Source organism: Caldanaerobius fijiensis DSM 17918 (assembly GCF_900129075.1).
GTDB lineage: Bacteria > Bacillota > Thermoanaerobacteria > Thermoanaerobacterales > Caldanaerobiaceae > Caldanaerobius > Caldanaerobius fijiensis.
In genome coordinates this window covers 1-26,306 of the sequence record NZ_FQVH01000034.1, presented here as the reverse complement: position 1 = coordinate 26,306, position 26,306 = coordinate 1, and the positions used below count along the sequence as shown (strand labels likewise).

The window sequence follows — 26,306 nt, the reverse complement described above, 5'->3', positions numbered from 1 at the left end:
TCCTATAATATCCCTCTTGGGTCCCATATTGGCGGCATTCCATCTAGAAAGAGCACTATCATACATCTGGAAACCGTCGTGATGCTCAGCCACAGGAACGACGTATCGCGCTCCTGACTTTTCAAACAAGTCAGCCCATGCCTTAGGATCAAATTTCTCCGCTTTAAACATGGGTATAAAATCCTTATAGCCAAACTGGCTCTGCGGACCATAGGTTTTAACATGATGCTCAAACTCAGGAGTACCCTGCTGATACATATTGCGCGGATACCACTCGTTCCCAAATGCAGGAACAGAGTACACGCCCCAATGTATAAAAATGCCGAACTTAGCATCTTCGTACCATTGTGGTATCTTGTAATTCAAAAGGGATTGCCATGTGTCAATAAAAGGCCCTTTTGAAATGACTTCATCTATCTTTTCTCTCATTTCCTTTTTCATCAAAAAACCTCCCTCTATTATCTTTCATTTTCTCAGGATATCTCCATCCATCATTATCTCTTTTACATACATTTACGGATCAATGCTACAAGGTCATCTTTTGTAGCTACTTTTGGGTGTCCTTTGAGGTCCAACTGAAAACTGGTATAGACGGTATCAGCAAAGGAATATATATCATCTTCTTTTAAGCCGTAACCACTAAATGTTACATCTGCGCCTATTTCTCTAAATAAATCCACCAAAATAGAGGGAAGCAGTTCTGCTTTTTCCTCAATCGATTTCAATTTAACTGAGGGATCCAGTATTTCAGCAACTACAGCAAATTTTTCAGCAGCCACAGGCAATGTCCACTCTACGACTTCAGGAAGACATGCTGCAATAGTTCCACCGTGAGGAGCATTGGTTAATCCGCTTAATGGCTGTCCCAATGCATGAGGTACAGTAGTTCCCGCATGAGCTATAGCCATACCTCCTAATGTACACGCCCAGGCCATCCCATTTCTGGCCTCTATATCCGTTCCATTTTTAACTGCCTGTCTTATATTTTTAGCAAAATATTTTATAGATTCTAGTGCTATCATTTCTGAAAAAGGATGGGCATTTACATTGATGTACGATTCGAAAGCATGAGAGAAGGCATCAACACCTGTCAAAGCCGTGAGTTCAGGAGGCATAGATATCATAAGTTCAGGGTCCACAATAGATACAGTAGGGAAAACCGCTGGGTTTACAATAGTACATTTTTGATGGATATGCGGATTGTTTATAACTGCATAAGGCGTAGCTTCGCTTCCAGTACCAGCTGTTGTAGGCACGGCTATCATTGGCAAGCCTTTTTCTTTAGGTCGTAATACATTAGCGCCTAATCTCTCTGTATAATCCCAGCAACTACCATAATTAGAAGCTAATAAAGCAATGGCTTTACCGGTATCTATAGCACTTCCGCCACCTATAGCAATCACCAAGTCATAATGGCCTTTTTTTATCTGTTCAACACCATTGTCTATTAGATCTACAGTCGGATTTGGTACCACGTCATAAAAGGGTGTTATAACAACTCCATTATCGTTGAGGTTTTGCATAATCTGCTTTTCTATAGAACTGTTTTTCAGAAAAGGATCCATCACTAAAAAAGCATTTTGACCAAATATACGTGCTCTCTTACCTATATTGTGAATTTCACCATTCCCAAAATAGATCTGTACAGGAAAATTAATATTTATCTTCATCAAAATCCCCCTTCACTTTTTCATGAATTCATTTGGTCAAATTGTTTACTGATTCACTTTTTTATAATTGCTGATATTCACCCCCTTTTTTAATAATTGAATCGTTTCAATATTAAAATAACATATTAATTTAAATGTGTCAATACATATAAACGCCATTTTTCGCAAAAATAATCAGCGTGATATCAAAAGTACTTTACCTTTTACAGAAAGCGGAGTTTGGTATAACTCAAAGGCTTCACTAATAGACTCCAGCGGAAAACGTCTGTATATCATAGGCTCAATTTTTAAAAGGCCTTTTTTAAAGGCATCTCCTGTCAGGGTCCACTCTCTACCTGGAAAAGGAGCTGAATAGGACATCCATGAGCCTTTCAGTGCCAACTCCTTTCTCAATATCTTTTCAAACAAAGCAGGTTCCAATGTAATATCCTTTACTGGTGTCCCTATATAGCACACTGTTGCCTTATTTGCTGCTATTTCAAGGGAAAGTTTTTGGGTATATGGCACTCCTGCAGTCTCAAATACATACATTATACAGGCATTGCCAATAACTTTTTTTATCTCGGCATAATCGCCATTTGCCGTATTAATGCATACATCTGCACCAAATCTTTGAGCCAGGCTCAGTTTTTCATTATCGATATCAAAAGCATATATATGATTTGCTCCAAGGATCCTGAGCCATTGAATGGTAAGCTGCCCTATTGTCCCACAACCTAAAACCGCAGAGTCAAAACCAGGTCTAAAATCTGATACAAATAGGCCGTGTAATGCTACCGTTGATGGCTCAAAAAAAGCTCCCTCTTCAAAACTAACCTCTTCAGGTAATACCACAGCGTTCATAGCAGGAATTTTTACGTATTCGGCCCAGCTGCCTGGTATACGTGATCCAATAAAAGTATAATTGGTACACTGAGAATAATGCCCCTCCTGGCAATCAGTACACCTATGGCATGGTACCAACGGAGCTCCTGCTATCCTGTCACCTAGCGATACATTAGTCACACCAGGGCCTACTTCACATACAACGCCCGAAAATTCATGACCTAAAACGATCGGATAATAATGTGCTCCATTTCCCAGAACTCTGGGAAGATCTGAACCACATATACCTGTAACCTTAACCTCTATGATCACCTCTCCTTCACCCGCAAAAGGTTTATCTATCTCTTCACATCTTATATCGTTTTTACCGTGCAAAACAGCAGCTTTCATCTTCAACACCCTTTCCAATAATTAAACTTATGAATTATCTGCCAATATATCAGCAAGTCTATCATAGGTTTTCTCAAGATTTATGTATAATTCCCTGTAAATACCATACAAACCCTCATAAATAGGAAAATTCTCGGGATTGGGATGATAGCTATTCTTGAGGCGCACAGTTTTTTCTACTGCTTCTTTAAAATCTCCATATACACCTGTTCCTACTCCTGCCAATATAGCAGCTCCCAGCGCTGTGGCATCGTCTGAATAAGGCACAAGAATATCTTTTTTAGTGATGTCTGCTTTTATTTGAGTCCAAACTGCGCTATTAGCAGCTCCTCCTACGCTTATAAGCTTATCCACCACAGCTTTGGCTTCCTCAGCCACATCGATATTGTGTTTTAGGGCAAATGCACATCCTTCCATAACAGCTCTTGCCATATGAGCACGCGTTTTATCGTAAGATAATCCAAAAAACACTCCCCGCGCTTTTGAATTCCATATAGGAGACCTTTCTCCTGACATGTATGGTAAAAACACCAGCCCATCGCTACCCGGTGGAACATCTTTGACCTTATCATCTATGACTTTATAAGGGCTTATACCTTTTTTCTGGGCTACCACCGTATCTTCATACCCCAGCTGCTCTTTAAACCACTTTAAGGCTCCACCACCGCCAACCGTCCCGCCTTGAAGTAACCACCTATCAGGCACCACATGGTATCCCAGTATCAAGCGCGGTTCTATAACAGGCCTACTCATGCATATACTCATACCGCCTGCCTGTCCCCCTTGTTCCTGGGTCTGCCCCTCTTCTATTACTCCTGCGCCTAAGGTAGATGCCGCAGCATCCAGACCACCAGCTACCACCGGTGTACCTTCTTTAAGGCCTGTTTCAACAGAAGCCCATCTACTTACACAGCCGACTATTTGATGGCATGGATAAATATCCGCAACCTTGTCGATATCAAGCCCCATCTCTCTGCAAATATCTTTGTCATAACAGCCTTTTTTAACATTAAAAAAGTGAAAACCATATCCCTGGGATAAATCTTGGGTAAATTGACCTGTCAGTTTATAGACGATGTACCCATTGCTCTGAAGGAATTTATATGTCCTCTTATATATTTCTGGCTCATTTTCCTTTATCCAAAGCATTTTAGGCGTTATATAAGCGGGGTCAACGGGATTTCCGCTTAGCGATATGACCCTTTCCAGACCGACTCTTTCTGCAATCTGCTGCGCTTGAGATTGAGCTCTTCGATCAAACCATATCATCACGCGTCTTAAAACCTCACCTTCAGAGGATATCGGTAACGCCGCCCAACTCTGTCCATCAACTCCTATCCCTGCGATTTCATCGGCTTTCACTTTTCCGCTGCTGAACACTTCCTTTAGTGCACTGCAAACAGCGGCCCACCACTCTCTAGCATCCTGTTCTGCCCACCCTGTATGGGGATAATAAATATCATAAGTTTTTGCTGTAGAAAAGATCACTTCTCCACCAACATTAAACACAGTAACTTTACAGGCAGATGTACCAATATCGATACCTATAAGATATTCCCCCATAAAACCAACTCCCATGTTGAATCGTTTTATTTTCTATAAAATACATTATAAATTATAAAATTTTATAAATCAATCACAATTATTGATACCAATACATTGTGAATTGCAGATTTATACCTGTAATCAGTATTTGCTCAACCTAAAAATTTATCTTCTGCTTTTGCTATACAACGGACCGAAGTTCTGGCACGCCCTGTAATCGGCACCCTCAAGGTCCATCGTGCCAAATGCACCCCACACACTAGGCCTGAATATTTTCTCTTCAGGTACATTATGCATAGCAACAGGTATTCGCAACATGGACGCCAGTGTAATTAAGTCCGTACCAATGTGACCATAACTCAATGAGCCATGGTTTGCACCCCAACCGTTCATCACTGAGTAAACATCTTTGAATGGTCCCTTGCCTGTAAGCCGTGGCACAAACCACGTCGTCGGCCATGTAGGATCCGTCCTGTTGTCCAGTATGTGGTGCACATCTTCTGGCAACTCTACTGTATAACCTTCAGCGATCTGTAAAACAGGTCCAAGACCCTTTATAATATTAAGCCTGGACATGGTAACAGGCATCCCACCTCTTGTCACAAACTGGGACGAAAATCCTCCTCCTCTGAAATACCCTCTACTGGCTGGCATCCACGTAGTTGCATCAAGGCACCTTTCTACATCTTCAGGGGTAATATCCCAGAATGGCTTCATAACAGGATTACCATTGGCATCTCTCTGCTGGCCTGTTCCGTCCAATGCTGCTGAACCTGAATTAATCAGATGGATAACCCCGTTGGCAGCCATTCCCGTAAGCTCTTTACCAGTCACTCGTTTTACAGCTTCAGGACTCCAATAAGTCCTGACATCTGCAAATACCTGAGCTCTATTTGACAGAAGATGTCCAAAAAGCATTGCCACAGCATTTAAAGCATCGTTTTCTGTCGCAAGAATAAACGGTTCTCTGATGCCGTTCCAATCAAAGGATGAGTTAAGTATAGTCTCGGAGAAATCCCCATTGGGGAAATGATCTGTCCATTGCCTCTGGCCCTGAAAACCTGCTGCAATGGCATTGTGCCCTTCCGACTCTTCCACAAATCCTAGATCTGCAAGCCTTCTGTTGCCCACCATCAAATCCCTTATAATGAGCGTCATCTTAACTACTGTTCCCCACTCTTTATCTTTTCTCTCCCTGGATGCCTTAAGGTAATCGGGATTGCGATCTTCTCCTTCAGTACAGTTCTCTTTTACCCATTTCATTGCTTTTTCGAACTCTTCTTTGTCGTAAATTCCCTCTTCCATCCTCCTTACGAGCTCGGACATATCTACATACTCAACCCTCATCCCCAAATAATCCTCGAAGAAATCGGGATCAACGATAGATCCCGCAATCCCCATTGAGACATTCCCTATTGACAGATAGGACTTATTCCTCATGGTCGCCACCGCAAGACCTGCTTTTGCAAACCTAAGGAGCTTTTCCTTTACGTCGTCGGGAATCGTCCTGTCAGTGGCATCCTGTACGTCTTTTCCGTATATGCCAAAAGCCGGCAGCCCCTTCTGGTTGTGAGCTGCCAGAGCAGCTGCCAGGTACACTGCACCCGGTCTCTCAGTCCCATTGAAACCCCATATGGCCTTGGGCATATGGGGATCCATATCAATAGTCTCGGAGCCGTAACACCAGCACGGAGTGACCGTTATCGTGACGCCTACTCCTTCTCTCGCGAATGTTTCAGCTGCTTTAGCGGCTTCCGCAAAACCGCCTATGGTGGTATCAGCGATTACGCATTCAACTGGCATTCCATTAGGATGTTTGAGATTAGATGATAGAAATTCCGCAACAGCCTTTGCCATACCCATCGTCTGCTCTTCGAGAGATTCCCTTACGCCGTTACGACGTCCATCGATGACAGGACGAATACCTATTTTGGGAAGTGATCCTATTAATCTGTTGTGTAGAGGTACAACTTTAATGTCTTTAACATTAGCCATAAAAATATCCTCCTTTTGTGTCACATTACCAATTTTGATTATAATTTTATTTTCCTGTTACCAAATTAATTTTTCAACTCCAGTTCCACCACTGTATCGATATCATCAGGAAGCCTTGAGCCAGCAAAATTTATAAAAGCGTAATCTTTATATTCCGTAGCATTCCACGGTTCATTTACATTTACCTCTGAACCGTCAGATAATAAGCGAGCCTTTTTTATCTTGCCTTTGAGGCCTTTCAAGCTGATAGGACCTATACCTCTGTCAAAAATGTGGACATACAGCTTATTTCCTTTTTTCGTGTACCTACCCCATTCGGGCTTTGGCAGCTCGGCTCGCCCACAACCATATATACTGTCACCGTTTTTTCTCATCCATTTGCCTATTTCTGAGAGGATCTGTAACGATTCCTCAGGTATTTCTCCTTTTGCATCAGGACCCACATTTAAAAGCAAATTACCCCCTTTGCTAACGCACTCTACCAGGGCTCTGATGAGCTGCTTGGGCGTTTTAAAATCTTTATCGTCAGCGCAGTAGCCCCAATGATTGTTCATAGTAATACATGCTTCCCAGGGAATAGGATTACCTGCTTCATCTAAAATTCCTTCAGGTGGAATTATCTGCTCTGGTGAAGCAAAATCTCCTGCGTATATTTCGGGATTAACTGATTTAATATTCCCACCCAGGCGATTATCTATAATAATGTCAGGTTGAAGTGAACGCACCATTTTGACCAGTTCAGTGGCCCTCCAGGTTTCTCCTACCTTGTCATCATAAGAAAAATCGAACCATATAATATCTATTTTACCGTAATTGGTTAATAGCTCTCTAACCTGACCATGTAAATAATCTACATATTTTGAGAAATCATGTTTTTTATACCTATATGCTTCGTTATCTCTCATAGGATGATGTCTGTCACCATAGGCAGGATAATCATCGTGATGCCAATCTAACAGGGAATAGTAAAAACCTACACGCAAACCTTCTTTGCGAAATGCCTCCACATATTCTTTTATCAGATCCCTACCAGCCGGCGTATTTGTAGCCTTGTAATCCGTTAACTTGCTATCAAACAAACAAAAGCCATCATGATGCTTGGTGGTCATTACAGCGTATTGCATACCAGCTTCTTTAGCTGCTTTTGCCCATTTGTGTGGCTCGTAGTTTACAGGGTTAAATTCTTCAAAAAACGGCTGGTATTCTTCTATTGACATTTTTTCATGACTACGTACCCATTCTCCTCTAGCTGGGATGGCATATAAACCCCAATGTATAAACATACCAAAACGAGCTTCCATAAACCATTTAGTGCGTTTCTCTCTATTTGTACTCATAAATATCCTCCTTTTTCCTTATATAAATTACAAAAAATTAAAAATACTAAAAATTTCTCCCAAAAAATTCTTACCTTCCTCCCATACCAGTAACAGTAATACCTTCTGCAAAATATTTTTGAACAAATGTAAACAATATCAATGGAGGTACAATAGCAATCGTCGCTGCAGCCATCAATAACTCCCAGCGTACACCATATTGCTCAATAAACATAGCAACACCTACAGGCAATGTTTTCATATAATCATTATCAGTAACCACCAACGGCCATAAAAAGCTATTCCAATTACCTATAAAAGTAAATGCAGCCAAACTAGCAATTGCTGGGCGAGCTAATGGAATAATAATATAAAAGAAAGATCGCAATCTAGAACATCCTTCTATGAAGGCAGCTTCTTCTAACTCCATAGGTATCGTAAGAAAGAATTGTCGTAACAGAAAAGTCCCGAATGCAGTAAAAGCTCCTGGTACTATAAGTGCATAATAAGTATTTAACCAACCCAGGTATTTCATAAGTATATACATAGGTATCATTGTAACTTGAAATGGGATCATCAATGTACCTAAATAAATAGCAAACAATGTATCACGAGCAGGAAACTGAATTCTTGCAAATGCGTACGCTGCTAAAGAAGAAGTTACTAATACCAGGATTGTCGTGGTAACAGCTACAAAAATAGAATTTATATAAAATCTTCCAAACGGCAAATAATCCCATGCTATTTTGTAATTACTCCAGGCCAGATAACTTCCAAACCATTTTGGTGGTATGGAAAAGAGGTCTTTTGAAGGTTTAAGTGATGTTGCAATCATCCATAAAAAAGGAATCATAAATATTATTCCAACAAGTGTCAAAAAAAAGTAATTTACAGTTTTCCAAAGTAATATAAGCTTTTTTCTGTGATTTATCATCTTAGTCATATCGACAGTTCTAATCATATTTACATCTCCTTCCATTATTATTTATTTTCATATATCATATGTCACCCAATTTTTCTGCAATCTTAACTGAATCAAAGTTAATATAAAGATGATCATAAACAATATCCACGACATCGCAGCTGCATAACCCATTTTAAAGAATTGGAAACCATTTTGGAAAATATACATAACAAGTGTTGTAGTTGCATTCATAGGACCACCATTTGTCATTATATAAATTTGATCAAATACTTGAAAAGATGTTATAAGCGTCATTACTATTCCAAAAAATAAGGTAGGTGAAAGCAACGGTATGGTTATTTTGAAGAATTTACCAATACCATTAGCCCCATCTATTTCAGCAGCTTCATATAATGTATGAGGAATAGCTTTAATACCTGCCATAAAAATAACCGTATTGTAACCAACGCCCCACCAAACGCTCATCAATATTACAGAAAACATAGCAACTTTCGTATCACCAAGCCAATTAGGCCCATTTATGCCTATACTTTTCAACAAACCATTAAATAAACCATAGTCAGGTTGATATATCCACCTCCATATAGAAGCTACAGCTACTCCTGGTGATAATACTGGCAAAAAAAACAAAGTTCTATACAAAGCTATCCCTTTTACATCCTTGCTTAGCCACAATCCTAACAATAAAGATACTATTATATTCAATGGTAAATATCCAACCACATACTCTAATGTATTAAATAGTGCTTTTTTAAACATAGGATCTTTAACAAGATCTATATAATTTTTAAATCCCACAAACGTAGGCGGATTTAGAACAGGCCAATTAAAAAAGCTTAACAAGAGCGATGCTATAACAGGACCTACTGTAAAAGCAAAAAAACCAATTATATTAGGCAATAAAAACAAATAGGCAGCAATCATATCCTTTTTTTGCCGAGCTGTCACGATTTAACACACCTCCACTTCAATTGAAGAAAAATTTAATATAGATGAGAAAAAGTTTATAAACTTTTTCTCATCTCACTTTGAGCCTTATTTCATAAAAGTTATTTTACTACTTTAGAAGACAATTCTCTTACTTGTTTATCATATTTAGGAATAATATCCGCAGCTTTTGCTTTTCCAAAGTATATAGGTTGTAAGACATTTTGAGTTATAAAATTATCTGTTTCTGTCCAATTATCAGTTATATACGCAGGTATGCTATCAGCCAGAGATAATTCCATCGCATGCTGAAGACCGTCAACTTTGACACCGTCATAATATGCTTGTTGTACGCTTTTTCTGGCAGGAAATGCTCGACCATTTTTTGCTAATAACGTTAATGCTTCTTTGCTAGTAAAATACGAAACTACTTTAAATGCTTCTTCTGGATATTTTGTCTTAGAGTATATTCCAAAACCAGAACCCTGGACATAATCTGTTCTTTTACCTGTTGTTGGCGATAAGGGCTTAGGTGCTATAGCAAAATTGAATTTAGCATTTTTCTTACTGTTTATAATGCTCCATGGACCATCATAATACATGCCAATATGACCTGCGTACCATCGATCACCAAGTGAATTCGCAGTTAAATCAGATAAAGTAGGAGCAACATGATAAACATTTATAAGATCTGCAAACCATTGAATTGCAGCAATGGCTTTAGGATCATTAAAAGACACCTGAGTACGATTATTGACAAGATAATTAGCTCCATTTGATAGAATATATACCATATTACTCCACCATGCACCATCTAACGCGAATCCAAAATCACGGTTTGTAGGATTAGTTAACTTTTTAGCAATCTCCAACATATCATTCCAGGTCCAATTATCATTGGTAGGATATGGCACTTTATATTTGTCAAACATATCTTTATTATAAAAAACTAACATTACTCCATAATCATAAGGTAACGCATATACTTTCCCTTTGTAGGTTAGTTCATTAAACATATTTTGATCAAAATCATCAACATCAAGCTGCTGCTGCTTTATATAATTATCTAATGGAAGTAATGCACCTCTTAAAGCATATTCGTGTGCTTTCGTCCAGTGTATACCTATAACATCAGCTGCCGTACCACCAGCAACCTGTGCGGGCAATTTTTGCCAATAAGTGTTCCAGTCAACAGTTTCTAATTTTACGCTTATATTCGGATATTTTTTAGTTACATTCTGAGCTATTTGTTGCCATAACTCTCTGTCTTCAGCCCCAGCCCAAAACTGTACTCTAATTGTAACTTGTTTATTTTTATTATTTTTATTTACTGAATTACTGGATACTTTGTTACTCGATTGACCACAGCTAGAAAACACCAATGCTATTGAAATAATAAACACTAAAATAAATAATATCTTTTTATTTCTTTTTGATCTCATTAAAAATTATCCCCCTTTTTCCTTTTCATATTTTTTAGATTATAAAATAATCGCTAACAATACTTATAAACTTATCTTATAGCATCAATACGCACCTTCCTTCGATATGTTTCATTCTTTAAAGATTTTCTGTCAAAAACAAATATCTGTAAATTGAATCGTTTCAATACTATTTTAATATATAGAAAAAACATTTTCAAAGTCCAAATTTGACCAAATTCGCCGAATATTCGCTGTTTTTTTTTTTTTTTTTTTTGAATATTGCTCACGTTTTCTCATTTTTTCTCCATTTTTCGCCTGTATATGTTTAAAATGCCTTTGTTCCCATATCAAACGCTATCATGTTTTAAATCTTTTTCTGTGGTTTTTTGATTCAAAAATAAAAAGCTATAAAAGAATTTTTCAATCCTTTTATAGCTTCTCCTTATTTTTCATTGCTACGCTGGACATTCATCTGCGCTTTTTAAGCTCTATGGCCTTTAAGGCTTCTTCTACAATATCATCCGGCGTCAGATGATACAATTTCAGCAATTCATCGGGCTTACCTGATTGCCCAAACTGGTCCTTTATACCTACACGCCTTACGGATACCGGCACCCTCTCGCTTACTACCTCGCATATCGCTGACCCTAATCCTCCTATTATGCTGTGCTCTTCTGCTGTCACTATGGCCCCTGTCTCCCGTGCCGCTTTGATTATCAGCTCTTCGTCTATTGGCTTTATGGTGTGTATGTCTATCACCTTTGCTTCTATCCCTTTGCCTTTTAATATCTCATATGCTTCTAATGCTGCCGCTACCATTATCCCTGTGGCTATTATCGTTACATCTTTCCCTTCTTTTAGCACTATCCCTTTCCCTATCTCAAATCTGTAGTTGTCTTCTTCATATATTACGGGTACGCTCAGCCTACCTAGCCTTATATATACGGGCCCTTTGTACTCTGCCGCTGCTTTTACCGCTGCCCTGGCCTCTACGTCATCCGCTGGATTTATCACTACCATCCCCGGTATTGCTCTCATTATCGCTATGTCTTCTACCGATTGGTGAGTGGCTCCGTCTTCTCCTACTGTTATCCCTGCATGGGTTGCTGCTATCTTTACGTTTAACTTCGGATAGGCTATGGAGTTCCTTATCTGCTCAAACGCCCTTCCTGTGGCGAATATGGCAAAGGAACTAGCAAAGGGTATCTTGCCGCATGTGGCTAGCCCTGCCGCTGTCCCCATGAGGTCCTGTTCCGATATGCCTACGTTGAAAAACCTCTCGGGAAATTTTTTCGCAAAGTCTGCTGTCTTGGTAGATTTTGATAGGTCGGCATCAAGTACTACTATGTCTATGTTGTGCTCTCCTATCTCTGCTAGTGCTTTTCCGTAGGATTCTCTCGTCGCTATCTTATTCATCTCTATCCCCCAATTCTTTCAGCGCTTCTTCTTTTTGTTCTTCGTTGGGCGCATTGCCATGCCATCCTACCTGGTTCTCCATGAATGCTACTCCTTTGCCTTTTATGGTGTGGGCTATTATCATCGTGGGTTTGCCCTTTACCTTCCTCGCTTTCTCTACCGCTCTTTTTATCTCTTCGTAGTCGTGTCCGTTTATCTCTAATACGTTCCATCCGAAGGCTTTCCATTTGTCTGCTACCGGCTCTATGGTCTTTACCTCGTCGTTGCTGCCGTCTATCTGTAATTTGTTGTAGTCTAAAAAGGCGGTTAGGTTGTCCAGCTTGTAATGGGCTGATGTCATGGCTGCTTCCCATACCATGCCTTCTTGTATCTCTCCGTCTCCTAGCATCACGTATACCCTGTAGTCTTTTTTGTCCAGCTTGGCCGCCAGTGCCATTCCGTTGGCTGCAGATAATCCTTGCCCCAATGAGCCTGTGGTCATGTCTACTCCGGGGGCGCCTTTCATGTCGGGATGACCCTGTAACATGGAGCCTGTCTGCCTGAGTTTCATCAGCTCTTCTTTGGGAAAATAGCCCCTTTCTGCCAGTACGGCATACAATGCCGGCGCTGCATGGCCTTTGGATAATACAAATCTATCCCTATCTTCCCATCTGGGGTTTTTGGGATCGATTCTCATGATGTCGAAGTACAGCGTGACCAGTATGTCTGTAGCTGATAGTGAGCCTCCCGGGTGGCCTGATTTTGCCGCTGTTATGGACTTTATTATGCTCCTTCTTACCTCTGTGGCAATTTGGGCTAGTTTTTCGCTGTCCATAGTCTTACCTCCTCTGCGTCTTGTTTCTGGAAGGCTCTCATATTTTCAGGTTCGCCTTAGCCCAATCCTCTTTAAACCTTTCAATCCCCGCGTCCGTCAGAGGATGTTTTATCATCTGCATTATCACTTTGTAGGGTACTGTGGCTATATGAGCACCTAGTTTTGCTGCCGTGAGCACGTGTACGGGGTGCCTTACGCTGGCGGCTATGATCTCTGTTTTTATGTCGTAAGTTTTGAATATCTGTGCTATATCTTCTATGAGCTTCATGCCGTCACTGCTTATGTCGTCTAACCTGCCTATAAATGGGCTTACATATGTGGCACCTGCCCGGGCTGCCAGCAAGGCCTGGTTGGCACTGAATATTAGCGTGACGTTGGTCTTTATCCCTTCTTTTGAAAGTATTTTTACTGCTTTTAATCCTTCTGCTGTCATGGGTATCTTTATGACTATGTTCTTGTGAATACCGGCTAATTTTCTTGCTTCCTGAACCATTCCTTCATGATCTTCGCTTATGACCTCTGCACTTATGGGCCCATCTACTATTTCCGCAATTTCCTTTATTACCTCTATAAAGTCTCTGCCTTCTTTTGCTACCAACGATGGGTTTGTGGTAACACCCGATATGACGCCCAGCTCGTTGGCTTCTTTTATCTCCTCTATGTTGGCCGTGTCAATAAAAAATTTCATACATCACACCCCTCTATTTATAAAATTAAATATCCTGCAATTTCATGATGCTATCGTATATCCTTTTATTGCCCAAACCTACATCTTCGGCCAGTCTTAATATAGTATACCTGCGCCTAACCTCTTTAGCATTGGTCAAAGCATCATAAAGCATAGCTTCATTCAGGCCAATTTCATCAAATCTTACAGGAGCACCAACGTTCTTCAATACATCCTTTATATACGCTGGAGTAGGTACATTTTCTTGCACACATTTTTTAAGGTATTCCAATTTTCAATTATTTTATCCTGCCTCTGTTTTCTTTTTGTTTCATCAAGATAAAAATAGTTTAAATCCATCAAAACCTCTTCTGCCATAGGACCATATGCTTTTTTTATGCTACTTTCGTATTCATCACGGCTTTGAGTATTTCTCCTTGATATAAATTCTTTTATATCTTCCCGTGAAAATGAAAACACGTAATGATAAATACTTGAAGTTATTATACTCATTATGCCAACTTTTGTGCCGTGAAAATGACACTCTTTACCTGAAGATATTTCCTTCATCTCAACATAATGGGACAGATGATGTTCAGCACCAGAAGCAGGCCGTGAATTTCCCGATTTGAGCATTGCAATGCCTGATATGACCAATGCTTCCATTAGCTCTTTTATCGCGCTTTTCTCCCTCTTTGCAATGTCTTTTGCGACATTTACGCATTTCTCTATAGATTCCCTTACTAGATCAGCTATTTCTTCTGAATAAACTTCTTCTGCAACAATGCTGCTTATATACCAATCTGCCAGAGATGTGTACTTGCCCAGGATATCACCAAAACCTGCTGTGATCATATCGTAAGGAGCTTGGGATAGGATATCGGTATCACCGATTATAAAGTGGGGATATATCGCTTCATAAGTCCGTTTAAATCCCTTTACTATCAAAGGCGAAACTGATGAAGCATAACCGTCCATCGATGGTGCTGTAGCCACAATACCATAAGGCTTACCTATTTTAAAGCTTACAAATCGTGTAAGATCATTTAATGTCCCTGAACCCACTGCTATCAGAAATTCTGTATTCCTATCCATTTCTATAAGGATTTCACCGAGGGCTCTCTCGTCAGGTATAAGCGAGCCTCCCTTTCCAATACGCATTCAACAACATCATAACCACCGCTCTCTAATTGTGACGCCACATACTTGCCTGCTACATTATAAGTATTATTGTCACACACCACCATCACCTTACAGTGGGTCACGCCTACTTTGTCCACCACATGTGATATGCTATTTATAGCGCCATTTTTAATAATAATTTCTTTTATAGGAATCAATTCGCCCATGTCTTCACTTCTTTCAAATCAATTTTTTTGGTGGATGTCCTCACTTTCAGTTCAGGTTTTATACATATATTTATAGGCTCTTCAAAAGCCTTGTTGCCCATATCTATCAATTTAAACAAAATCCTCGCCGCTTCTCGCCCCATCTCTTCCTTAGGGTGTATCACACTGGTAAGTTTTACGTCAGACAATACAGCGTAATCAGAGTCATCAAATCCTACAATAGATACATCATCAGGTATGCTCAATCCAGAATTTCTCAGGGCTTCTATCACCCACATGGCAATCTGATCATTATAGCAAACTATAGCAGTGGGCTTTTCATCTTCTTCTTTAAATATCCGCGCCGCCATCTGCGGTGGTTTTGTTTTCATCTCTTCAGTGGTATACCATATGATATTATCTTCTTTAATCCTCACGCCATGTTTTCTCAATGCTTTAATATAACCCTTGTATCTGTTTAAACCCTGGTTATCATCACTCTTGAATATGCCCACAATATTCCTGTGGCCCAATTCTATAAGGTGTTCTGTGGCTATAAAGCCACCTGCTTCATCATCCTGTATCACATAAGAAGGTTTTAGTTCGTCGTAATAACTGTTTATAAATATATAGGGTATACCTTTTCGTTTGAACTCCTGAAAGTAGTTTAAATTTATATGGGGAAGCGCGCTCTTCGTCGGCTCGATTATGATGCCTCTGATGTTTTTGGTCAATACATTTTCCAAGATGTCTATCTCTCTTTCTATCCTGTTGTTTGTATTGTAAAGCAGTATGGTATATCCCTCTTTGGAAAGCACCTGATCGATGCCTCTTATTATCCTGGGGAAAATGTAATCATTTATATAAGTGGTTATAACAGCGATATTGTTAGAATCGACGCTCTTCACTGCCGATCTATCAGCGCAAAAAGTCCCCGCTCCCTGCTTTCTATAAATCCAACCTTCATTTTCCAGTTCGTCTAGCGCTTTTCTAACCGTGTGCCTGCTCACGTTGAATTTATTTACAAGCTCATTTTCAGTAAAAACCGGATCATGGGCATTTAAATTCTCTTTAATTATATATTCTATAACGTATTCCTTAAGTTGCTGGTATTTTGGCACATTTGCTGCCAACTTTACACATCCTCTCTTGAAAAATTGTCCACATCTCTAAAAGCGTTCTTTATATCATTATATCACGTCTGTTCATCCATACAAGGGTTAAGATACCTCGTCCTCAATTCGCAATTTACAATATTTACAAATCGGTTACCTCCGAAAAAATTCAATAGCATCGGCAAGTGACTTTAAGTGGATGTCCTCAACGTCAGTCTTTCACAAAGTCACTTGTCTTAGGGGTATTCCTCAACCCTGACCGTATTTAGTCATGTACCTTTCATGGGCCCTTTTTACCTCTTCTTCCGGTATTTCATCAGGTTGACCCAATAGCAATGCCAGGTGCACTGTTTTGGCCACATCTTCAACCATAACCGCTGCTTTTACTGCAGCCTCAGGAGATTTACCTACAGTAAATACCCCATGGTTTTTCATCAAAATAGCAGGGCTATCGCCTATATATTCCACTATAACTTTGCCTATTTGTTCGCCACCTATTTGAGCATAAGGGCCCACAGGTATGGGACCGCCAAACTCATCTGCGATGGCTGTAAGGTAAACAGGAATAGGCCTTCCCAGTGCTGCAAAACTGGTAGCATAAGGTGAATGGGTATGCACAATGCCCATGACGTCACTTCGATGCCTATACACATAAAGGTGTGTCGCCGTATCTACCGACGGTTTCAACCGGCCTTCTATTACGTTTCCCTGTAGGTCAACCACCACCATATCTTCGGGCGTCATTTCCTCATATAATACCCCGCTGGGCTTTATCACTACGTATCCCGTTTCTGGATCTCTGCCACTGACATTGCCACTGGTCATCGTCACAAGGTTGTTCTTAGGCAACATGAGGTTCATCTTCCACACGCGTGCTTTCAAGCTCTCAAGCATTGGCAACCCTCTCCTTTATGGCTTTTAATCTCTTCATGACGTCATTTGGACCTCTTCCAAAATAATCGTGGAGGATTTTATACTCCTTAAACAACTCTTCGTATATCTTCACATTTTCCGGTATGGGTTTGTACGTGGCATCTTTTAGTTTAGGTATAACTTTTGCCGCTTCAAATATGCTATCAAATCCTCCTTTTTCTTTTCCAGCTACTACTGCGCCAAACATAGCTGCACCAAGTGCAGGAGTCTGGGCTGATTGCGAGATCTTTATCTCTAGATTGGTGACATCAGCGTATATCTGCATAACCAATGGATCCTTTTCTGCCAGGCCTCCACAAGCGTATAGCTCTTTTACCTCTACGCCATTATCATTAAAAGCGTCTATTATCATCTTCGTACCGTAGGCTGTAGCCTCAATAAGAGCCCTATAGATTTCCTCAGGTTTTGTGGTCAAAGTCATACCCAGTACCATGCCTGTCAGGTCTGCGTCCACCAGAACGGATCTGTTGCCATTCCACCAATCCAGCGCAATCAATCCACTTTGACCTGGTTTCAATCGGGAAGCTTTTTCTCTCAAATATTCAAAAGCACTAATGCCCCTCTGTTCTGCTTGCAATTTATATTCGTTAGGTAAGCACGTCTCCATATACCATGCAAATATATCCCCTACCGCTGATTGACCCGCTTCATATCCGTATAGGCCGGGTATTATTCCATCTTCCACAACACCGCATATCCCCGGTACTTCTACTTCTTTGTCGTTTAAAACCATATGGCATATAGAAGTTCCCATTACCATGACCATTTTACCTGGCGATGTAACTCCCATGGCCGGTACTGATACGTGAGCATCCACATTGCCAACCGCCACAGCCACTCCAGGATTTAATCCTATTAGAGACGCCATCTGCGGTGTCAATTCACCTGCTTTTGTACCGAGGGGATATATGTCGCGGCTTAGTTTTTCGTCTACCAAATTTTCTAAACGCGGGTCCAGCGCTTTATAAAATTCCTTAGATGGATAACCTTTCCTCTTGTGCCATATAGCTTTATATCCCGCAGTACAGCTATTCCTCCTCTCGTTACCTGTGAGCATCATAATTACCCAGTCAGTAGCCTCAATAAATTTATCTGTGGCTTCATAGACTTCTGGCGCCTCATTTAAGACCTGCCATACTTTTGGGACCAGCCATTCAGAGGAAATCTTTCCACCGTACCTTGCCAGGAAGTCTTCACCCCTCTCGGCAGCTATCTGATTTAACCTGTTAGCCTCAGGCTGTGCCGCGTGGTGTTTCCACAGTTTCACATAAGCATGGGGGTTTTTAGTAAATTCAGGCAAATCACATAAGGGAGTACCGTCTTTTTTTATAGGAAGGACTGTACACGCTGTAAAGTCTATTCCTATACCTATCACATCATCTTTGCTTACACCCGCTTGTTTTAATACATCTGGAATGATTACTTTAAGCACTTCAATGTAGTCATCAGGATGTTCTAAAGCCCAATCCTGGCCTAAAGGCGTACCATCAGGTAAAGTTTCATCCATGACCCCATGAGGGTAAGCCATGGCTGATGAAGCCACTTCTTGGGCCGTGTCAATATTGAGCAATAATGCACGGGCAGATTCTGTACCATAATCCACCCCTATAGAATACTTAGCCATACAACATCTCCTCCCTATACTTCTACATATTCGATATCTAACAGTTCACATAGTAGCTTCCATCTTCGTGCGTTATCTCCAAGATTCAGGCACTGATGGTGCGTCCCTCCATTTTTCAGCCAGCCGTCGAGGCAGGATCTAACACCTGTAGACGGTTTGAAATGGAAATATGGCATTTCGATATGCTTTGCTTCTTCTGTATCCAGTATTTCTCCTTTAGAAACAACCAATCTATATTTTTCTCCTTCTAAAGAAACCAACGATACCAGCGTAGCAGGCCCTGGTTCTGCCATAAACACTATCGTAGGCGGATTATCCAATCTGCCTATACCCAGCTCGCGATCCACGAGTTTGATTGGCCTATCCTTTCGCGCTATTTTCCAGTTACCTTCTCCCATATGGCTCATCAAAATAGAATCTCTCTTAAAATCCATAGCATACATCTCAGTAAAGTGCGCATCACCTATCAACATGTGCCCTGCTGCCACCAGGCTAGCCGTAATAGCATCTCCTTCTGCGGCATAACCATATCCCTCTGCCATCAAATTAGAAGCCGCCATCATGGGAATTTGTTTAAATCTTCCGTCTCCTTTGAACACATCGAAATGGGCGCTAAAACCATCATAGCCTTTGTTCATAAGAAATTTTTTAAATCCCAGCTGCAAACGTGCTGCATACCTGTGTCGCTCTTCAGTGAGTTTAGGATCAATGTAAAAATTCTTCCTATTTTCTTCAATTATAGCATCAATCTCTTCTTCTGTCACCATTTCCATATACCTATAAACCTCACCTATATACTCCTGATTTATCTGTGGCCCTATTTTCCTCGTAAATGCGGCCTCGTCGCCTAATATATCGTACATGCCATGCATTCTTCCAAATTGAGCTATTTTCATATTTCTCAGCGCATTAATTGTCTGTACAGCTTTTGCCCAATCCTCAACAAATGCCTTAAACTCTTCAGAATGCCAATCTTCTGTTATAACAGGACATTTAATACCCAATCTGACGATGGCATTTGAAGTATCCTGGGCACCGTGAACCCCCTGATTGTATGTCAAATCACCCATGTCCCAGTCCTCTGTCACAGTTGAAACCGGCTGTATATTCGCCAGCATAATAGGAAGTCTATTATTTCTCAATGCATTAACCACGTTTGTAGCGGGCCCATAGGTGAGCATTACTATCATAATGCCATCAAGCCCTTTTTCGTTAAACTCTTTTACTATGCGTTCAATATCATTTCTATTTCTTGTTGCACCAGGAAAGTAAAAATCTGCTACGCCTTTAAGTCTTTCTATCACATCTCTGGCGTATTTCTCCTGCCTCTCAGTAATTCCAGGCAACATATCATCGTATAACTCCTGCATTATTCCCAAGAAACCTATCTGCGGTTTTGCACTTTTCTTCATAAAAATTCCTCCTCTCCTTACTGAATAACATATTGGTGTCTAAATTAGTTGTTCGTATATTTATTACTATTATGTTAGTTGCGCGTACATATTAATCGAGAAAATATATCCTCCACAATTTTTTCATATAATTATTGATTCTACCAATACTTTACCTATTGCTTAATACCCTGACTTCAAAAGGTTCCAATGTTATTTCGCCATTTAGGTACTCTCCTGTCAAAATGTCCACCATTTGTTTATTCACAATTATTGTAGATGGCTTTCTATTGAAGTTCAAAACAAAATAGAATTCATCAGCACCTTTTATCCGCCTGAGTACTTCTATTCCTTCATTAGACTTTAGCCCAGCGACAGATATACCGCATTCCCCTGTAACTTTGTCTAAAAGTACTTTTATTATATTATCACTTGGAATCGTGCCTACGTAATACGCATTACCTCTCCCATATTTATTAACAGTAATAACAGCCTTTCCTGATATATAGTCCGCCTTATACTCTCCTAACACTTTTGCGGTAACAGGTGAAATAACATCATACCATGTATTAGCAGTCCCTTTATTATCCCCAAAGACTACATCAATACTTTCATCATCAGGTATGACGCTATATTCCTCTATATCTATGCCTAATAGTTCTTTTAACGGACCCAAAAGGGACTGATCGTTCATCCTGTTATCCCATCTCTTGGCCCCTGCCCTCCAGGTCGTGAGGAAAGTACCTCCATCTCTCACATAATTCTTTATGTTATCAGTAATTTTTTCATTGACCATTATAAGACCGGGAGCTAAAACCAGTTTATAACCTGACAAATCGTCTTCAGGGCTTATTATATCTACTGGTATATTTCTGCTATAAAAATATTTATAATACTTCTTTATCTGCTCCATATACCTGAATCCCCTCTTGTGAGGTTGTATTTCAAAGGCCCATTCATTATCAAAAGACCTGATTATAGCCACTTCGGCTTTTACCTCTGAACCTTCAATCATAGCTCCGATTTTACGCAATTCATGCCCCACCTGTTTTACTTCATTGTATCTTCTTCTCGGGATCCCATCGTGATCAAGTATGCCATGCCAATATTCTTCAGTGCCAAAGGTGCATGCCCTCCACCTGAAGTAAACTATAGCATCCGCACCATGGGCTATAGATTGATATACCCAAAGCCTCATCTCACTCGGTTTTAATTGCCTGCCCATTTCCTCCCATCCTGTAGGTCCACTCTGCTGCTCCATGACCCAGAAGTTTTTCTTTTTAACACCCCTCATTACATCGTGGGACAGTGCTATACTAGAAGATATTTGGTCAATACTATCGCTAAAATGGTTTATAGGATAATTGTCCCATGATATAAAATCCAAGTCTTTTGCCAGCTTATAATAATCTATCTGGTTAAAAAGGCCCATAAAATTATGTGTAATTTTTTTGTCAGGTGTAATCTCTCTAAGTATATCAATTTGCACTTTTTGGTATTTTACAACTGAATCCGATGAAAAACGCTTGTAATCTAAAAGCAACGATGGATTATGAGATGTCACAGCCCTTCTAGGTATTATGACACTGTCCCAATCCTTATATGTTTGGCTCCAAAACACCGTTCCCCATGACTCATTTAATTTATCTATGGTACCATACCTTTCTTTTAACCATTCTTTGAACTCTTTCATGCAATTATCGCAATAGCATACCGTAGTGTCATGGCAGCCAAATTCATTATCAATATGCCAGCATATTACATCTGGATTGCTTTCATAATGTTCGGCCATAGCTGTTACAATCTTTTTCGTATACTGTCGATATACAGGGTTGTTATAACAATAGTGTCTTCTAGAACCAAATCCTTTTACATGACCATCCTCGTCCACAGGCAATATCTCAGGATGTTTGTCTATAAGCCATTTGGGAGGTGCCGCTGTAGGCGTGCCTAAAACCACTTTTATACCATGCCTTGATAGAATACTTATAGCTTTGTCCAGCCACGAAAAATCGTATAAACCTTCATCTGGCTCCAGTTTCGCCCAGGCAAACTCTGCGAGGCGAACCACATTTATCCCAGCCTCTTCCATAAGATGGGCATCAATTTCCCATCTATCCTCAGGCCAATGCTCAGGATAGTAATCTACACCATAAAACATAATTCTTTCACCCTTCCTTCCTCATGTTTGAAAAATATTTTGCCGATAGTGGCCATGTTTACCCTACCAGCAGGACTAAATAAAACAGTTTTTGATACATTTTTGAACAAAGCAAAAGCTTTGTACTATTCCTTATATAATTTCTCACGGTTAATAATCATTGTTTAATTGCTCCTGCAGTCATGCCTTGAATAATATATTTAGATAAAAATACAAACGCAATTAGCATAGGTGCAACTGCAAGAGTTGTACCTGTCATCAACACTCCATAATCATATCCTCTAGTTGGGTCTCCTTGCAATGCACTCAAAGCTACTGGTAAAGTAAAAACGTTTGGATCTTTTAAAATTAACAAAGGACCCATAAAATTATTCCAGCTACCAATAAATGTATATATACCAAGTGCAGCCAAACCAGGTTTTAAAATTGGCAAAGCAATTCTAAAAAATATTTGCCATTCAGGACAACCATCAATCTTCGCTGCATCTAAAAGATCATGTGGTAGAGTTCCCGCTATATATTGTCTCATCCAAAATATTCCAAATGCATTGGCAGCTCCAGGTATTATCAAGCCATAATAATTATTTATCCAACCAAATTTCGTCATCATTATAAACCAAGGAACAATAGTTATAAGACCTGGAACCATCATTGTTACAAGCATTAACGAAAATAATAAATTTTTCCCCGGAAAATTATACATTGCAAAAGCATATCCAGCTAAGGAGCAAAATAATAAAACTAACAACACAGAACTAGTCGCTACAAACAAGCTATTTAACATATTCCGCCACAAAGGAATTGTTTCAACAACCATTCTATAGTTTTTTATAAAATCATTCCCGAAAATTATCGGAGGTGGGAATTTAAATATTTCTTGAGCACTATGAGTCGACAAAACCACCATCCAATAAAAAGGAAAAATCATCAAAATTCCACCACAAAACAGTATTAAATAAAGTAATGTTTTTTGAAGTTTCATACTATCACCTCACTTTGTATAATCATTACCAAATATTTTCATATTAATAAACGAAAAAATCACAATCAATGCACTTATAACAAATCCAAAAGTAGCCGCATAACCAAAATGGGAAAATCTAAATGCCTGTGAATATAAATATGTTGATAAAGTTAAACCTGAATTATTTGTACCTCCATCTGGCCCAACAAGCATAAATGGTTCATCAAATATCGTAAGTCCACCTATGGTAGACATGATTACAGTATATAGTATAATAGGCATAATAAGTGGTATTATTACTTTAAAAAACGTCTGAAAACTATTGGCACCATCTACAACGGCTGCTTCAGTTATTTCCACAGGTATTGACTGTAACCCCGCATAATAAATAACCATGTTCCATCCTAGCCATCTCCAAATAAAAAGTATTATTATAGCAGGTTTAATCCAAAAACCATTTCCCCCAAACCAATCAATAGGTTTTAAACCAATATATTGTAAAAATACATTAATTAAACCATAATGTACACCATAAAGTGTTAAAAACACCAAAGAAACTGCAACGGATGATGTAACCACTGGTGTAAAATAGATCGTCCTAAAAAAATTCTTAAGTTTTATCATCTTAGAATTTAATATATAAGCTAGTACTAAAGCCAAAAAAAGCATTGGTACATGCGCTACAATAGCGATTACAAGAGTATTGTATAATGACTTCCAAAATAGCGGGTCTTTAAATAAAAACATATAATTCTGCAAGCCTACAAAAGTCATATTACTTATTCCATCCCAATTATGAAATGTCAAATAAAAAGCAAACAGCAATGGAAAAGCTCCAAAAATACCGTATAATATATAAAAAGGTGAAATGTAAATGTAAGCTATTTTATTTTTCTTTACTTCCGCCCATAAATTTTCATGATATACATATTTTTTCTTTCTATCTACAGATAAATTAATCACGTTACCACCCTCTCAATTCAGAGCTTCATAACATCTAAATGTTATGAAGCTCTGAATTTTAATTTATTTCATCTGTGCTTTTAAAGTTTGAAGATCTTGAGCAATAGCTTGTTGAATCTTTTTTATAGCACCTTCCATTGTCTTTTGTGAATCCAATTTTTGATCAATTGCTTTTTGCGCTTCTTGTGTTAATATACTAGAAACTTGCGGATCCATCTTAGTTACTCTTATATTAGGAATTTGCCCAGCAATTTTTATCCAGAGTTCTCTAGTTTTTTCACCACCAAAGTACTCATCTTGCTCATGATATATAGGGTCATCCCATGCTGGTTTATATGCCGGAAAATAATCAACTGCTTTAAACATCGCGTTTTGTCCCTCTTTTGTAGCTAAAGCATATTTTATAAAAGCCCACGCAGCTTCTTTATTTTTACTCTGACTAGGTATAACTAAAAACGAACCTCCCCAGTTGTAAGCAGCATTCTCCGGTATTGGAGCTACTCCCCATTTTCCTTTTAGATCTGGTGCAATCCAAGTTTTTAAAAAACCTCCAAACCAGCAACCCGCCATTTCCGTAGCCAATGTCCCATTTTTAAACATAGCTTGCCATTCGGGAGTCCACATGTTCACTTTTGCATCGATTCCATTTTCACGAGCTTTCTGAGATATATCTAATATAGAAGCCATTTTTACTGGATCTAAAAGTAAATTATATTTATCATCAAAATAATTATGATTTAATGTAAAATAAAGACTGAACATGTTTTCGGCATTACTCATCATATAAGTCTTGCCACCAGTCGCCGCTTTTATTTTTTTACCTACTTCTATAAATTTATCCCATGTATTCAGCTCATTTGTTACAGATTCTGGATCGGACTTCAAACCTGCTTTTTCAAAAATATCCCTTCTATAAAATAAACTAGCTGGACCTATATCCCATGGAATTCCTATTTGTCTTCCATCCATAGTAGTTGCCTCAGACCATGCATACGAAACAAAATCGTCTTTTAATTTATCCGCTAAGTACGGATTACCTCTTAAATCTTCCAAACCACCACTTGCAGCAAATTTGCCTATTTGTCCATTTTCTACCATAGACACATCAGGCGCACCAGATTTAGCAGCTAATGAACTAAGTAACTTAGTATGAACGTCATCAGTTTTCATCATTATTACTTTAACTTTTATATTTGGATATAATTTATTAAATCCAGGCATTATTGCTTTAAAAGCCGTATCAGCAGCTGGCCATCCCCACACCGTTATCTCACCCGACAACTGCGCATTGTTAGCTACTTTTCCATTATTTTGTTTATTAGAAGAAGCACTTTTACTCGAAGAAGAATTAGAACAACCTCCTACGAAAACAGATGTTGCAATTATTAAAGATAATAATAGAGAAAAAGCTTTCCTCATAATTTTCATACCCCCTTATAATTTACAAAGTTCCGGGCGGGAAAGCCCACGGGTTCACTCGTGGGATGAAAGCCCGGTTATTTTTTGTCAAAGTATCTTTCTTGAATATGGTATAATGTAGCTATGGAAGAAAAATATAGACACAAAAATACAAGTGTATCACTGATCAACTATCATTTTATCTGGTGCCCTCGTTATCGGCGCAAGGTACTGGTCGGTCCTGTAGAAGCCAGATTAAGAGAACTTATCAAGGAGGTGGCTAAGAAACTTGAATTGGAGATATTGGCTTTGGAGATTATGCCCGACCACGTACACCTGTTTGTCAACGCGCCGCCAAACCTGGCACCGCACGATATAGTGGCGCGATTCAAAGGTGTATCTTCCCACTATCTACACCGTGAGTTTGAGCAGGTTGCACGAATGCCATCCATGTGGACCAGAAGCTATTTTGTATCAACTGCCGGCAACGTTTCTTCCGATACTATTCGTAAGTA

Annotated in this window: 24 protein-coding genes; 1 reads left to right on the top strand and 23 read right to left on the bottom strand. The window is 39.4% G+C overall.

Annotated elements, in window-relative coordinates; all coding sequences use genetic code 11:
* The 23 genes from BUB87_RS11390 to BUB87_RS11285 all read right to left on the bottom strand — a co-directional run.
* A partial coding sequence (locus tag BUB87_RS11390; protein ID WP_200792824.1) for an alpha-L-fucosidase occupies positions 1-441 on the bottom strand: 441 nt, incomplete at its 3' end.
* A gap of 62 nt (positions 442-503) precedes the next feature.
* Positions 504-1,670, bottom strand: a complete 1,167-nt coding sequence (locus tag BUB87_RS11385) for an iron-containing alcohol dehydrogenase (RefSeq protein ID WP_073345528.1) — start codon at positions 1,668-1,670, stop codon at positions 504-506.
* A gap of 174 nt (positions 1,671-1,844) precedes the next feature.
* Positions 1,845-2,885: a galactitol-1-phosphate 5-dehydrogenase gene (locus BUB87_RS11380; RefSeq protein ID WP_073345526.1), complete on the bottom strand. Its 1,041-nt coding sequence runs from the start codon at positions 2,883-2,885 to the stop codon at positions 1,845-1,847.
* A gap of 27 nt (positions 2,886-2,912) precedes the next feature.
* Positions 2,913-4,448 carry a xylulokinase gene (locus BUB87_RS11375; RefSeq protein ID WP_073345523.1) on the bottom strand — a complete coding sequence of 512 codons (1,536 nt, stop codon included), beginning with the start codon at positions 4,446-4,448 and terminating at the stop codon, positions 2,913-2,915.
* A gap of 147 nt (positions 4,449-4,595) precedes the next feature.
* On the bottom strand, positions 4,596-6,425 hold the full coding sequence (locus BUB87_RS11370; protein WP_073345521.1) for an L-fucose isomerase: 1,830 nt from the start codon (positions 6,423-6,425) through the stop codon (positions 4,596-4,598).
* Positions 6,426-6,490: 65 nt separating this feature from the next.
* Positions 6,491-7,762: an alpha-L-fucosidase gene (locus tag BUB87_RS11365; RefSeq protein WP_073345518.1), complete on the bottom strand. Its 1,272-nt coding sequence runs from the start codon at positions 7,760-7,762 to the stop codon at positions 6,491-6,493.
* A gap of 70 nt (positions 7,763-7,832) precedes the next feature.
* On the bottom strand, positions 7,833-8,702 hold the full coding sequence (locus BUB87_RS11360) for a carbohydrate ABC transporter permease (RefSeq protein ID WP_200792823.1): 870 nt from the start codon (positions 8,700-8,702) through the stop codon (positions 7,833-7,835).
* A 30-nt stretch (positions 8,703-8,732) separates the two neighbouring features.
* Complete coding sequence (locus tag BUB87_RS11355) at positions 8,733-9,614, bottom strand: carbohydrate ABC transporter permease (RefSeq protein ID WP_200792822.1); 882 nt, start codon at positions 9,612-9,614, stop codon at positions 8,733-8,735.
* Positions 9,615-9,715: 101 nt separating this feature from the next.
* Complete coding sequence (locus tag BUB87_RS11350; RefSeq protein ID WP_073345513.1) at positions 9,716-11,035, bottom strand: ABC transporter substrate-binding protein; 1,320 nt, start codon at positions 11,033-11,035, stop codon at positions 9,716-9,718.
* A 450-nt stretch (positions 11,036-11,485) separates the two neighbouring features.
* A complete protein-coding gene (locus BUB87_RS11340; protein ID WP_073345507.1) occupies positions 11,486-12,433 on the bottom strand; it encodes a transketolase family protein in 948 nt (315 codons plus the stop codon).
* Positions 12,426-13,247, bottom strand: a complete 822-nt coding sequence (locus BUB87_RS11335) for a transketolase (protein ID WP_073345505.1) — start codon at positions 13,245-13,247, stop codon at positions 12,426-12,428. Before BUB87_RS11335 ends, BUB87_RS11340 begins: the two co-directional genes overlap by 8 nt.
* A gap of 37 nt (positions 13,248-13,284) precedes the next feature.
* Positions 13,285-13,935 carry a fructose-6-phosphate aldolase gene (gene fsa / locus BUB87_RS11330; RefSeq protein ID WP_073345502.1) on the bottom strand — a complete coding sequence of 217 codons (651 nt, stop codon included), beginning with the start codon at positions 13,933-13,935 and terminating at the stop codon, positions 13,285-13,287.
* A gap of 25 nt (positions 13,936-13,960) precedes the next feature.
* Positions 13,961-14,143, bottom strand: coding sequence for a hypothetical protein (locus tag BUB87_RS14795; RefSeq protein ID WP_234946034.1), 183 nt, complete (start codon positions 14,141-14,143; stop codon positions 13,961-13,963).
* 8 nt (positions 14,144-14,151) lie between these two features.
* Positions 14,152-15,075: a sn-glycerol-1-phosphate dehydrogenase gene (locus tag BUB87_RS11325; RefSeq protein ID WP_234946033.1), complete on the bottom strand. Its 924-nt coding sequence runs from the start codon at positions 15,073-15,075 to the stop codon at positions 14,152-14,154.
* Positions 15,012-15,263, bottom strand: coding sequence for a hypothetical protein (locus BUB87_RS14790; RefSeq protein WP_234946032.1), 252 nt, complete (start codon positions 15,261-15,263; stop codon positions 15,012-15,014). The genes BUB87_RS11325 and BUB87_RS14790 overlap by 64 nt, the downstream gene beginning before the upstream one ends.
* Entirely contained in the window at positions 15,251-16,375 is a 1,125-nt protein-coding gene (locus BUB87_RS11320; protein ID WP_073345494.1) for a GntR family transcriptional regulator, read from the bottom strand. Before BUB87_RS11320 ends, BUB87_RS14790 begins: the two co-directional genes overlap by 13 nt.
* 231 nt (positions 16,376-16,606) lie before the next feature.
* Positions 16,607-17,251 carry an L-ribulose-5-phosphate 4-epimerase gene (locus BUB87_RS11315; RefSeq protein ID WP_073345492.1) on the bottom strand — a complete coding sequence of 215 codons (645 nt, stop codon included), beginning with the start codon at positions 17,249-17,251 and terminating at the stop codon, positions 16,607-16,609.
* Entirely contained in the window at positions 17,244-18,914 is a 1,671-nt protein-coding gene (locus tag BUB87_RS11310) for a ribulokinase (RefSeq protein WP_073345490.1), read from the bottom strand. Before BUB87_RS11310 ends, BUB87_RS11315 begins: the two co-directional genes overlap by 8 nt.
* A 14-nt stretch (positions 18,915-18,928) precedes the next feature.
* Complete coding sequence (locus BUB87_RS11305; protein WP_073345487.1) at positions 18,929-20,326, bottom strand: L-fucose/L-arabinose isomerase family protein; 1,398 nt, start codon at positions 20,324-20,326, stop codon at positions 18,929-18,931.
* 151 nt (positions 20,327-20,477) lie between these two features.
* On the bottom strand, positions 20,478-22,466 hold the full coding sequence (locus tag BUB87_RS11300) for a beta-galactosidase (RefSeq protein WP_073345485.1): 1,989 nt from the start codon (positions 22,464-22,466) through the stop codon (positions 20,478-20,480).
* 157 nt (positions 22,467-22,623) lie between these two features.
* The gene (locus BUB87_RS11295; protein WP_073345482.1) at positions 22,624-23,448 is read right to left on the bottom strand and encodes a carbohydrate ABC transporter permease; all 825 of its coding nucleotides are present in this window, start codon (positions 23,446-23,448) and stop codon (positions 22,624-22,626) included.
* 9 nt (positions 23,449-23,457) lie between these two features.
* A complete protein-coding gene (locus BUB87_RS11290) occupies positions 23,458-24,393 on the bottom strand; it encodes a carbohydrate ABC transporter permease (protein ID WP_073345479.1) in 936 nt (311 codons plus the stop codon).
* A 63-nt stretch (positions 24,394-24,456) separates the two neighbouring features.
* Complete coding sequence (locus tag BUB87_RS11285; RefSeq protein ID WP_073345477.1) at positions 24,457-25,812, bottom strand: ABC transporter substrate-binding protein; 1,356 nt, start codon at positions 25,810-25,812, stop codon at positions 24,457-24,459.
* Between the two features lie 123 nt (positions 25,813-25,935).
* On the opposite strand from BUB87_RS11285, the gene tnpA reads away from it, so the two are divergent.
* Positions 25,936-26,306 (top strand): IS200/IS605 family transposase (gene tnpA / locus BUB87_RS11280; RefSeq protein ID WP_073344962.1); only part of this gene is annotated, 371 nt, incomplete at its 3' end.